Raw genomic sequence first — 13,056 nt, 5'->3', positions numbered from 1 at the left:
AACGAAACCTATTTTTTCTGCTTTCGAGGTACCTTTTAATACCTCAGCGCTTATTCTTTCTACTTCCGAAGTACCTTTTTGTACCTCCGAGCCCATTCTTTCTACTTCCGAAGTACCTTTTTGTACCTCCGAGCCTATTCTTTCTACTTCCGAAGTACCTTTTTGTACCTCCGAGCCTATTCTTTCTACTTCCGAAGTACATTTTTGTACTTCGGAACAGCAAATTGGTCTTCGGAGGTACTTTTAAATGGCATCGAAGCCCCTTTCAACATTAATCGACAGGTATATAACTTAAATCAGCCACAGCACTAAACATAACCAATCCTTAACACGGTTTCAGCTTTAAGTTTATATCTACACATTAAACTTGCTCCAATTTAACCAGAACAATCAACCTTATAAACTCATGCAAAAAAACATCACCTGGATGCTATTAGCCTCCTGCCTGTTCGCATTTTCCTGCAAAAAGAACACTATAACTGAAGAACAGGGCAGCGCAACGGTTCAAAACAAAAATATGCTGATGGCTACCTCAGCAGTAAGCGCGGCTGTAAATGTAAATGCCTATACCAATACTTCTGCTTATATTAACACCGGTTTTACTTTTCTAAACCCAACACAGCTGGATAAAAACCGCCAGGCGATTGGCGGGAGTTCTTACACTGAGGTATACGGCTTTAACGTGCCCGAAGAAAACAGGGTTAGGGGTATCAGATGGAATGAAGATGATGAAACCACTTCTATTTGGCGCCCACAGGGTATCGCTGGTTTCTCCAGGAATGGTGTACGTTATTTGCTGGTGAGCTGGTATGCCAAAGATGCGGCAGAGAGCAAAGGATCGAGGATAAGCCTTATCGACATCAGTCCAAGTTCAGCCACTTACTTGACTTACAGGCACATTTTACTGGTACAACCTACCCTTCCAACCGGAACGTTAGATTATGCACAATATGGCTCTTATGCACCATTAAATGTACATGCAGGTGGAATCGCTTATTTTAATGGCAAAATTTATTTAAGCAGCACAAGTTTAGGCTTAAGGGTATTCGATTTAGATAAAATTATCGAAGTAAGCGCTGGAACCGGAACCGAAAATAAATGTGGCAAAGATGCCAGTGGCAACCTTTATGCTTTTAATTACAGGTATATCCTCCCACAGATAGGTTATTATAAAATCAATGATGCTAGTCCGTTTTCTACCGTACAGGTAAATTACGAAAACAACCAGCTATGGACGGGCCAATATTATGCTGGCAGTGCTGATGCCTCAATTGTACCCAAAATATTCGGATTTCCGATCAATGCCTCTGGTGAATTGCAAAACTCCGGTATACAAACTGTAATCCCTAAAAACAGTCTGTTTGCGTCCGATCATGCCCATGGTATACAGGGCGTTTTCAGAAAAGGCAACAGAACCTGGCTTTCCTGCACCGGATCACCCAGCGAATCGTATGGATCTACCGCCCGTTTGGCAAGGTATACCGATGGAGATACCAATACCGTTCGATACAGGTGGCCTTATGGCTCCGAATCGTTATATCTTGAAGCACAATATGGATATTTATGGAGTTTAACAGAATTCGAACCCAACGCTGGTGCTAATAATGGCAGTCAGGTTAACCGTTGCATATTCGCTGTTGATTTTTCTAAATACGAATAGGAATAGTTAGAATAAAAAGGAGGTTATATCATAAGCCTTGTATCTCTTAAAACTTGTCACGTTGAGCTTGTCGAAACGCTATGATAGATCCTTCGACAGGCTCAGGATGACAACCTTATGTATAATACACCTCCCTTTTTTATATATTTTGATTGCAGATTACGCCAACGCCTGCTCAATATCAGCCAAAATATCGTTGATATGCTCTAAACCGATTGATAAACGAATAGATCCCTGTTCAATACCCACTTCATTTCTTTGCTCTTCGGTTAGTTTACTATGCGTGCTGGTTGCAGGATGTGTAGCAATTGAACGTGTATCGGCAAGGTTTGCAGAAATAGAGAACATCTCTAAGCGGTCCATAAATTTACGTGCCGCATCTATACCGCCATCAACCACAATGGTTACAATACCTCCACCCTGTTTCATTTGCTTTTTGGCAATTTCATACTGGGGGTGCGATGGCAAAAACGGATATTTCACCAGTTTGATTTTTGGGTGTTTTTCTAAATATTCGGCCACTTTTAAGGCATTTTCACAATGGCGATCCATACGGATAGCTAAAGTTTCTAAGCTTTTAGATAAAATCCAGGCATTAAAAGGTGAAAGTGCTGGTCCACTGTGACGGGCAAAACCAATAACATCAGCAATTAACTCTTTTGTACCTAAAATAATGCCACCCAACACACGACCTTGTCCATCAATGTACTTGGTAGCCGAATGAATAGAGATGTGTGCACCAAGTTCAATCGGACGTTGTAAATATGGCGTAGCAAAACAATTATCAACCACCAATAATAAGTTGTGTTTTTTAGCCAGATCGCCCAAAAATTCCAGATCGATGATATCGATACCCGGATTAGATGGCGTCTCCACAAAAATCATTTTGGTGTTTGGTTTGATCAGCGCTTCCCAGTCCTGTGGTTTATCTAAATCTGCATAATCAAAAGTTACGCCCCAGTTAGAAAAAACATTGGTCAACAATTGATGCGTTGAACCAAAAACCGAACGGCTCGAAACCAGATGGTCGCCATTTTTTAAGAAAGCACCAAATGTGGTAAAAATGGCCGCCATACCAGTAGCTGTTGCAAAACCATCTTCAGCACCTTCCAAAAGGCACATTTTATCAATAAACTCTGAGGTATTTGGATTTGAATAACGGCTATAAACGTTCCCCTCTTTTTCGTTAGCAAACAAAGCACGCATTTCTTCAGCATCTTCGAACTTATAACTCGAAGTAAGGTAAATTGGCGATGAATGCTCTTTATGCAAGCTGCGTTCTGTTTGAGTGCGTATAGCTATGGTTTCAAAATTTTCGGATTTCATTGTATTGTTAGATTTGAGATGTGAGATGTTAGAATGAGATTTGAGATGTCAGACATTAGATATGAGATTTAGCCCCTCAACCTTAAACCCTACACCTTAAACCTCCACCTACGCCTTATTTATTTTATAAGTAAAGTTAATTGTTGCAGACCGGCCTAAAATATTAGATACCGAGCAATATTTATCGAAAGTCATTTGTAATGCACGCTCTACCTTTGGCACGCTTAAGTCGCCAAAAAGATCGAAATGAATGTTGATTACGTCAAAAATCGGCGGCATTTCTTCTTCTTTACGAGTTGCGTTTATGGCGATTTTAACATCATCAAGTGGTTCCTTCTGTTTGGTTAATACATTTACCATGTCAATCCCACTGCAGCCACCTAAACCAATCAATAACATCTCCATCGGTCTGAAACCTTTGCCTTCGCCACCAATGGCAGCCTTTGCATCCAACTCTACGGTAAAACCGCTTTCGTTTTCTGCTTCAAAATTAAATTTACCGCTTTTGCGGATTAGATTTATATTCATTTTGTATAGTATCGAGATGTCAGATTTGAGACATTGCAAATGCCTTAAATCTTCCACCTTTATTTAAATTTTATTTATCTGTATAGTCTCGAGATATCAGATTTGAGATATGAGACATTTTAAACGCTCTCAACCTTCAACCTTTCAACTTTCAACCTTTATCTGCTATTCAAACGCTATGCGCCATACGCTCAGCTTAAATGCCATAAAATACTAAGTTGTTTTTTTCCAGTTCTGGCAATTTAACCGGATGGCTAAACAATGCAAAAACCGACGAACCGCTGCCACTCATTAAAGCGAATGTTGCGCCTGCATCGTATAAACTGGTTTTTATTTGACGAATTTGGGGATATTTAGCGAAAACGGATAGTTCGAAATCGTTAATAACCTTATATTTCCATGTTGTTGGATGCAAATGTATGATTTCTTTTAACGATTGCAAAGGTTTTTGAGGTTTTACATGCGCATAAGCATCAGCTGTGCTAACATGTACAGGCGGTTTTACCAAAACTTTAAACCATGCTGACAAATCTACTTCGTACTTTTCAAATTCATCACCCTTGTTAAATGCATAAACAGGTTTGTTCTCGATAAAAAAAGCACAATCGGCACCTAGCTGGCGGGCGTAATCTTCCATTTTATCAACCGACAAACCTAAACTGAACTTCTCATTCAGCAACTTGATCAGAAAAGCACAATCTGCTGACCCCCCACCCAATCCTGCCCCTACCGGAATGTTTTTTAACAAATTGATCTGCTGTGCAGGGATATCAAAATCCTTTTTCACCAATTGATAAGCTTTAACACAAAGATTATCATTCTCATCGCCTGGAATATCGATTCCATGAATTTTACACGATGTTACCTCTGCATCGGTAATTTCGACCGCATCTTTAATATTGATGGGATAAAAAATGGTTTCAAGGTTGTGGTAACCATCAGCACGTTTTTCGGTGATATTTAAGCCTAAGTTTATTTTTGCGTTGGGAAAAGATAACATACAGGTATGAGATTTGAGATTTGAGATTTGAGATTCCCCCCAAAACCAAATACGGTCATGGTGCAAACATACAAATTTTATGTAGGTCGCGGCTTCACGCCGTGACTACACGCCGGAATTAAACATCCGGATGGCACGCCATAATTCCCCAACCTATGTTAACAATTAAACATTAAAATGATTTACAACACCTGATAAATTTTAGATATTTGTATTTTATTAATTATTTACAATTTAAAAGCCCCTCAAGGGGTTTGGGGTGTATGAAACAATATTTAGATTTAATGCAGCACGTGCTTGATCATGGCGCTCAAAAGCACGACCGTACCGGTACGGGAACAATAAGCGTTTTTGGTTATCAGATGCGTTTTAACCTTCAGGAGGGGTTTCCGATGGTGACCACAAAGAAACTGCATTTAAAATCTATCATCCACGAACTGATCTGGTTTTTAACCGGCGATACCAATATTAAATACCTTAAAGATAATGGTGTACGTATCTGGGACGAATGGGCGGATGAAAATGGTAACCTCGGACCAGTTTACGGCTCGCAATGGAGAAGCTGGCCTACGCCTGATGGACAGCACATTGATCAGATTACGAATATTATCAACACGATCAAAAACAATCCTGATTCGCGAAGAATTATTGTTTCAGCATGGAATGTTGCAGAAATCGAAAATATGGCCTTGCCCCCTTGTCATGCTTTTTTTCAGTTTTATGTTGCTGATGGAAAATTAAGTTGCCAGTTATATCAGCGCAGTGCCGATATTTTTCTGGGCGTCCCTTTCAATATTGCCTCTTATGCCTTACTTACCATGATGGTGGCACAGGTTTGCGGTTTACAGGCCAGAGATTTTATCCATACCCTTGGTGATGCCCATTTATACAATAACCATATCGAACAGGCCAACTTACAATTAAGCCGTGAGCCTAAACCGCTTCCAACTATGAAAATCAATCCTGATGTAAAAAGCATCTTTGATTTTAAATTTGAAGATTTTACATTGGAGAATTACGAAGCACATCCACATATTAAAGGCATTGTAGCAGTATAATATTTGTTCATTGGTCATTAGCCATTGGTTCATTTGTTTGGGTGCAGAATAGAACATCTGATTTTTATAAATCATCCCGATATATAAATTCACTTAAATTGAAAAAAATGAATTATAAATTAGAGGATTTAGAAGTCTATAATCTTTCAGAACTGATTTCTGATAAAATCTGGGATATCGTTATGGGATGGGATTATTTCGCAAAAGATACCATAGGAAAACAAATATGCCGGGCGGCTGATTCTATCAGTGCAAACATTGCCGAAGGATATGGCCGTTATCATTTTAAAGAGAATAAAAACTTTTGTTACTATAGCCGGGGCTCGATCTTGGAAGTAAAATCATTTCTTAGGAAATCAAAAAACAGGAATTTAATATCTGAAGATTGTTACTCAGAACTTTATGCCGAACTACAAACTATGCACTTAAAACTGAATGCTTACATTAAGTATATCGGCAAAAATCTAAATAAATTTTAACTCGTCGTTTATGCATGTCGGAATCTGGCCTAACAAACTTTGCTTAATACGCCCTGCGAAACACCAATAAACAAATGACTAATGACCAATGAACCAAAAAGCCCTTCGCTTTCAATAGCCGTAGCTATTGGCGAAAATTACGCAATTGGCAAAAACAACCAGCTTTTATGGCACATGCCTGCCGATTTAAAGTTTTTTAAACAAACTACGTCTGGCCATACAGTTATTATGGGGCGAAAAACCTTCGATTCTGTTGGCAGGCCATTGCCCAACCGAAGAAACATTGTAATTACCAGGGATAACGAATTAAAAATTGAGGGTGTTGAAGTGGTAAATAGTCTGGATGAGGCCTTAGCGCTTACCAAAACCGAAGGAAAACCGGTATTTATTGTTGGTGGCGCCGAAATTTATAGGCAAGCCTTACCAAAAACGGACACATTATATTTAACTACCATACACCACCATTTTGACGCTGATACATTTTTCCCAGAAATTGACCGGAATGAATGGAAAGTAATCAGTAGCGAATCCCATAAAGCAGACGAGAAGAATATATACGATTATACTTTTGAGGTTTTAGCGCGAATTTAGCTCAAATTAACCGCAAAGAACGAGAATAATTTATTTTATAAGCTAATTCCGATTCTTCCCTTGCCAGCTAAACCCGATGGTAGTGGGCATCCCGATTCTTCATCGGGATAAAACGGACAGCGGGACTATCGGAACCTAAGAAACGCAGGTATTGCTTTTCAATAAAAAATTCTAAAGTATACCTTAGAGCTCACAGAGGGAAAGATGCTACAATTGCATTCCAAATCAATTTCAACCTAAATTCAGGATTATGAAATGAATTCAATGGATGGATTCTTATATGATTATTGCCTGATAAAAATTAATGTTAATAATTTATCAATTAAGGGGTTCTATAATTTAAAAATTTAATTAGATTTGCCGACTTGTTAAAAAACAGCGAAAGACAAATTATTTTAAACAAACAATGCAAGGAAAAGGTTTTATTAAGTTTATAGCGATAGTATTGGCTATCGTTTGTGCGTATGCACTTTCTTTTACTTTGGTAGCATCCAAGGTAGAAAAAGACGCAAAAAACTATGCGAAAGGTGACTTAGCCAAAGAAAAGGCTTACTTAGATTCGATGAGTACCGAGAAAGTTTATCCAGTTGTTGGGTTTACTTATCAAGAAGTAAAAGCCAAAGAAATCAATTTGGGTTTAGACTTAAAAGGCGGAATGAACGTAACGATGGAGATATCGTTAGCTGAACTGGTTAAATCATTAGCGGGCAACCCTACTGATGCCAACTTCAACAAAGCAGTTCAAAACGCACAGATCCAGTTAAACGCTGGCGGTAAAGACTACATCAAGATTTTCGTTAACGAATTTGAAAAATTAAGTCCGGGTGTAAAACTTGCTGATTATTTTTCAAATCAGGATAATGCTTCGCAATTAAAACCAAACGCAAGCAATGGCGATGTTGAATCTTTCTTAGAAAAAGAAGCAACCAGCGCTATCGATCGTTCGTTTACTGTATTACGTTCGCGTATTGATGGTTTCGGGGTAGTAAGTCCGAACATGCAAAAACAAGAAGGCAGTAACCGCATCTTAATCGAAATGCCAGGTGTGCAGGATAAAGAGCGTATTGCTAAACTTTTACAAGGTTCTGCAGAATTACAGTTCTGGCAGGTATACCAGGTACAGGAAGTTGCACCTTTGTTAGAAAACATCAATAAAACTTTAGCAGCAACATTAAAAGCTGATGCTCCTGCAACTAAAGATACAACTGCTGCTCCTGCAGCTGGCGGTAAATTAGCTGGCTTAGAAAAAGCTGCTACTAAAGATAGTACAGCTAAAGGCGGTAAACTTGCTGGTTTAGGTAAAAAAGATTCTACAGCGGTTAGGGCTGAGTTAGTAAAATCTAACCCATTATATGCTGTTCTTAACCTTCCAATTTACCAAGGACAAAACGGACAACAACAATTAATGCCAGGTGCAGTTGTTGGTATGTCGTTACAAAAAGATACTGCTAAAGTAAACTCATATTTAAGACTTCCTGAAGTTGCTGCATCTATTCCATCTACGATGAAATTTATGTGGAGTGTTAAACCAAGAGAAGGTTCGAAAATTTTCGAATTGTATGCCATTAAAGTGGTAAGTGCTGATGGAAAACCAGATTTAGGTGGTGAAGCAATCAGCGATTCGCGTGCTGACTTTGATCAGAAAGGTAAACCAGAAGTAACCATGTACATGACCAGCGAAGGTTCTGCTAAATGGAAAAAAATTACTGCTGAAGCTGCTGCTGATCCAAACAATAAAAAATCTATTGCTATTGTATTAGATAACCAGGTTTATTCTGCTCCTACGGTACAGAACGAAATTGCTGGTGGTGTATCGTCAATCACTGGTAACTTTACACAGGCAGATACCAAAGATTTATCAAACATTTTAAAAGCTGGTAAATTACCTGCTCCTGCACGTATTGCTGGTAGCTATATTGTTGGTCCTACTTTAGGTGCACAAGCTATTCACGATGGTTTAATCTCTTTCGTAATCGCGTTTATTGTAATCTTAATCTTCATGGCGTTGTATTATCACCGTGCTGGTTGGGTTGCTAACTTTGCATTGTTAATCAACTTATTCTTCGTAATCGGTATCCTGGTATCATTAGGTGCTGTGTTAACTTTACCTGGTATCGCCGGTATCGTGTTAACCATCGGTTTATCGGTTGATGCAAACATCCTGATTTTTGAACGTGTACGTGAAGAACTTGCACACGGCAAAAGCATTGGCGCTGCCATTAAAGAAGGTTTCAAACATGCAATGCCATCTATTATCGACTCAAACGTTACCTTATTCATCTTAGGAGCTATCCTTTATGCTTTTGGTAGCGGTCCGGTTCAAGGTTTCGCCACTACATTATGTATTGGTATCCTTTCATCATTATTTGCTGCTGTAGCCATTTCAAGAGTAGTTTTCGAATCGTTATTAACACGTAAAATCGAAATCAACTTCGATAACAGCTTAACCCGTAATGCATTTAAAAACTTAGCATTCAACTTTGTTGGCCGTCGTAAAATTTACTACATCATTTCTACCATCATTATTGTTGCTGGTATTGGTATGTACTTCAAAAACGGTGGTTTAAACCTGGGTGTTGATTTTAAAGGTGGTAGAACTTATTTGGTTCACTTCGATAAAGCAGTTAACACTGAAGATTTAAAATCGAAATTAACCCCGGTTTTCGGTAACGAAACCCCAGAGGTTAAAACTGCAGGCGAAGACAGTCAGGTAAAAATCACCACTACTTTCCACATCGAAGATCAGGACATTAAAACTGATAAAGTTGTAGAAGATGCTTTAAACAAAGGTTTAGCAGGTTCTAAATTTGAAATCGTAAGCTCACAAAAAGTAACGCCTATTATCGCCAGCGATATCGTAAACGGTGCTTTCTACGCAGTATTGATCTCATGTTTGTTCATGTTTATCTACATCGTTGTACGATTCAAAAAATGGCAGTATGGTTTAGGTGCGGTAATCGCATTATTCCATGATGTGTTAATGGTATTATCTTTCTACACTATTTTAGATGGTATTATGCCATTCTCATTAGAAATCGGTCAGGATTTTATCGCAGCAATTTTAACGGTAATGGGTTACACCATGACAGAAACCGTTGTTGTGTTCGACCGTATCCGTGAGAAACTAAAAGAAGCTGGTAAAGAAGATTTACATGGCGAAGAGCGTAACAACTTAATCAACTTCGCGTTAAACAGTACCTTAAGCCGTACCATTTTAACTTCATTAACGGTATTCTTCGTATTATTGGTAATCTTTATTTTCGGTGGTGATAGCATCCGCGGATTCATCTTCGCCTTGTTAATCGGCCGTATCATCGGTACATATTCATCATTATGTATCTCTACTCCTATCGTAATCGATTTGGGTAGTTCAGCTGAGAAAAAATAAGATCCAAAAATCTTAAAATATATAAGCGCTTCGATTTATCGGGGCGCTTTTTTTGTGCCTCTCCTTTTCAAAGTTTACCGGAATTTTTTCTGAAATGCATTCCTCTCCTTGAGGAGAGGAAAATAAGAGATTGTGGTTTTAACCGTTACGTTAATACTGCGTTTAGCGAATTGTCCAACCATAACCTAGCCAACTTTCTAACCTTAACAGGGTGAGGTTTTGAAAAGCAAATCCTGAGGTTTTTCGGTTTCGACAGTCCTGCTATACATTCCAATCTTTTTAGTTGGCACTGTCATACTGAGGCACGAAGCATCTGTTTCATCGGTTGCAGATGCTTCGTGCCTCAGCATGACAAGATGTTGGGGTTGCTGCAAATTAAAAAGGATTTCCATTTCTATCAGGTTTATTTAACATCGATTAGCTGCTCAACACCTCCAAAAACCAACCTTCGTCATACCAGCGTTATATATTAATTAATCAGCTGAAATAGTGGCCAAAACCTCAATTTTTAAACCTTTTGGCCATCTTTTTGTTACATTGCAATAGATAAACCGATACAGAATGGATTTACAACTTCCTAAAAGCGAATACCCTAGAGTAGTTATTGTTGGTGGCGGATTTGGTGGGATTGAGTTAGCTAAACGTTTAAAAAACAAACCTTTTCAGGTGGTTATGCTCGATAAACATAACTATCATACTTTTCAACCATTACTTTATCAGGTAGCCACGGGTGGTTTAGAAGCCGATTCTATCGCCTTTCCCCTACGTAAGATTTTTAAAGGACAAAAGAATCTCATTTTCCGGGTAACCAAAGTTACCGAAGTAAATGCGGCAGAAAATTGTTTACAAACAGATGTAGGCAGGGTTAATTACGATTATTTGGTTATTGCCACTGGCTCTACCAGTAATTTCTTCGGCAATAAAGAAATCGAGGCCAACTCAATGCCGATGAAATCGATCCCCGAAGCGTTGGATTTAAGGAGTTTGATTTTACAGAATTTCGAAAAATCGCTGATTGAAAAAGATGCAGATAAAAAAAGTGCACTATTAAACTTCGTGGTAGTAGGTGGCGGCCCAACAGGTGTTGAAACTTCGGGGGCCATTGCAGAGCTTAAAAAGCATGTTATCCCAAACGATTATCCGGAAATGGATTTAAGTAAGGTGAATATCTATCTGGTCGAAAATTCTCCTGAATTATTGGGTGTAATGTCGCCACAGGCACAGAAAAAAGCCAAAGATTTCCTTACCGATATGGGCGTTCAGGTGATGAATGAAACCAGGGTGCTCGGTTATGATGGCCATACCCTTACTTTACAGGATAAACCAGCGATTCTAAGTTCAACAGTAATCTGGAGTGCCGGTGTTAAAGGTGAAGTTTTAGCAGGTTTAGATAAAGCTGAAGTGGTGCGTGGAGGAAGATTAAAAACCGATACCCAGAATTTGGTAGCAGGTTATCAGAATATTTATGCAATTGGCGACGTAGCCGCCATTATTGATGAAGAAACACCAAACGGTCACCCTGGGGTTGCGCCAGCTGCAATCCAGCAAGGGCATCATCTGGCCAAAAACCTGATCAACATTAAAGAAAATAAACCTTTAGAGAAATTTAAATACTTTGATAAAGGCTCAATGGCTACAGTTGGCAGAAATAAAGCTGTCGTAGATATCGGTAAAATCCGTTTCCAAGGTGTTTTCGCTTGGTTTACCTGGATGTTTGTGCACTTAATGACCTTAGTTGGCTTCCGTAATAAAATTATTGTTTTTGTAAACTGGCTTTGGAGTTATTTCAGCTACGACCGTGGAACGCGTTTAATTATCAGAACCTTTGCAAAAGACCGAAGTGTGGATTACAGGGAGGAAATTCCGACGGAGATTCATTAGTTCATTCCCTAATGGTTAACTGGTTAATTGTTTAAATCGGTTAACTGATGCGAAATGTTTAGCGGGTGTGCTAATTGTTAGATTGATCTATTGTTAAATTGTTTTCAAACTGCCAATTGAGAAAGTACATTATTTGTTAACTGAACTGCGCCAAATTAGTTAAACATCATGGCCATTAACCATTTCACCATGAACTATCAACAATAAAGCCATCAAGCAATAAAACAATATACTTTCTTTTCTTTGCGAAAAACTTTGCGCACTTTGCGGTTAAACCAAAAATATGAGCCATAATAAATTCAAATTAGTAGAATGTCCACGCGATGCGATGCAGGGATTACACGATTTTGTTCCTACTGAACTTAAAGCCGAGTATTTAACTCTTTTGCTCGGGGTAGGATTTGATACCCTTGATTTTGGCAGTTTTGTTTCGCCTAAAGCTATTCCACAAATGGCCGATACAGCCGAAGTTTTAGCACAATTAGATTTAAGTAACACTTCCACTAAGTTGTTGGCTATTGTAGCTAATTTAAGGGGCGTAGAAGATGCAGTTAAACACAAAGCGGTTGATTACTTAGGTTTTCCTTTTTCGATCTCTGAGACGTTCCAGCAGCGTAATACCAATTCGAGTATCTCACAATCATTAAATACGGTTGAAGAAATGCTTTCAGTTTGTGCAAAAAACAATAAAAAAGCCGTTGTTTATCTATCCATGGGCTTTGGAAACCCGTATGGTGATGAATGGAATTATGAAATTATAGAAAAGTGGGCTGATGTTCTGGTTGACAAAGGCGTAGAAGTTTTATCTTTAGCTGATACTGTTGGTGTCTCTACGCCAGAAAAAATTGAAAGTATATTACCTAAATTGATTGCAAGGTTTAGCAATACAGAAATTGGGATCCATTTACACTCCACTCCTGCTGAGCGGTTCGAAAAGATTGAAGCCGCATATCTTTCCGGTGTTAAACGCATTGATTCAGCCTTAAAAGGCTTTGGCGGCTGTCCTATGGCCGCTGATGATTTAACAGGAAACATCGCTACTGAAGATGTTATTGACTATTTGAATGCAAAAGGCGAAAACCTCAATTTAAATATAGGTAAATGGAATGAGGCGATGGCATTATCGGGGAAGATATTTCATTGAC

10 protein-coding genes are annotated in these 13,056 nt (G+C 38.7%); 7 read left to right on the top strand and 3 right to left on the bottom strand.

Features of this window, described 5'->3' with window-relative positions; all coding sequences use genetic code 11:
• Nucleotides 1-406 precede the first annotated feature (406 nt).
• A complete protein-coding gene (locus tag U859_RS0113470; protein ID WP_025143885.1) occupies nt 407-1,660 on the top strand; it encodes a hypothetical protein in 1,254 nt (417 codons plus the stop codon).
• A 159-nt stretch (nt 1,661-1,819) separates the two neighbouring features.
• On the opposite strand, the gene U859_RS0113465 is transcribed toward U859_RS0113470, so the two are convergent.
• From U859_RS0113465 to ispE, 3 genes are all read right to left on the bottom strand, one after another.
• A complete protein-coding gene (locus U859_RS0113465; protein WP_025143884.1) occupies nt 1,820-2,986 on the bottom strand; it encodes a trans-sulfuration enzyme family protein in 1,167 nt (388 codons plus the stop codon).
• A 108-nt stretch (nt 2,987-3,094) separates the two neighbouring features.
• Complete coding sequence (locus U859_RS0113460; protein WP_025143883.1) at nt 3,095-3,514, bottom strand: OsmC family protein; 420 nt, start codon at nt 3,512-3,514, stop codon at nt 3,095-3,097.
• Between the two features lie 196 nt (nt 3,515-3,710).
• Complete coding sequence (gene ispE / locus U859_RS0113455; protein ID WP_025143882.1) at nt 3,711-4,514, bottom strand: 4-(cytidine 5'-diphospho)-2-C-methyl-D-erythritol kinase; 804 nt, start codon at nt 4,512-4,514, stop codon at nt 3,711-3,713.
• A 263-nt stretch (nt 4,515-4,777) separates the two neighbouring features.
• Between ispE and U859_RS0113450 the strand changes: the two genes are divergently transcribed.
• The 6 genes from U859_RS0113450 to U859_RS0113420 all read left to right on the top strand — a co-directional run bounded on the left by U859_RS0113450 (nt 4,778) and on the right by U859_RS0113420 (nt 13,055).
• Nucleotides 4,778-5,572: a thymidylate synthase gene (locus U859_RS0113450; protein WP_025143881.1), complete on the top strand. Its 795-nt coding sequence runs from the start codon at nt 4,778-4,780 to the stop codon at nt 5,570-5,572.
• Between the two features lie 107 nt (nt 5,573-5,679).
• Nucleotides 5,680-6,051 (top strand): four helix bundle protein, encoded by a 372-nt coding sequence (locus tag U859_RS0113445; protein WP_029985751.1) that lies wholly within the window; start codon nt 5,680-5,682, stop codon nt 6,049-6,051.
• A gap of 81 nt (nt 6,052-6,132) precedes the next feature.
• Nucleotides 6,133-6,642 (top strand): dihydrofolate reductase, encoded by a 510-nt coding sequence (locus tag U859_RS0113440; protein WP_025143879.1) that lies wholly within the window; start codon nt 6,133-6,135, stop codon nt 6,640-6,642.
• 406 nt (nt 6,643-7,048) lie between these two features.
• Complete coding sequence (gene secDF / locus U859_RS0113435) at nt 7,049-10,030, top strand: protein translocase subunit SecDF (RefSeq protein ID WP_025143878.1); 2,982 nt, start codon at nt 7,049-7,051, stop codon at nt 10,028-10,030.
• 561 nt (nt 10,031-10,591) lie between these two features.
• Nucleotides 10,592-11,911: an NAD(P)/FAD-dependent oxidoreductase gene (locus U859_RS0113425; protein WP_025143877.1), complete on the top strand. Its 1,320-nt coding sequence runs from the start codon at nt 10,592-10,594 to the stop codon at nt 11,909-11,911.
• Between the two features lie 283 nt (nt 11,912-12,194).
• A complete protein-coding gene (locus U859_RS0113420) occupies nt 12,195-13,055 on the top strand; it encodes a hydroxymethylglutaryl-CoA lyase (protein ID WP_025143876.1) in 861 nt (286 codons plus the stop codon).
• Nucleotide 13,056: the final 1 nt, after the last annotated feature.

The sequence above is a fragment of the Pedobacter jeongneungensis genome (genome assembly GCF_000633455.1).
In the GTDB taxonomy this organism is placed as follows: Bacteria; Bacteroidota; Bacteroidia; order Sphingobacteriales; family Sphingobacteriaceae; genus Pedobacter; species Pedobacter jeongneungensis_A.
The sequence above is the reverse complement of the archived record's forward strand: the minus strand, read 5'-3'. Positions and strand labels throughout refer to the sequence as shown.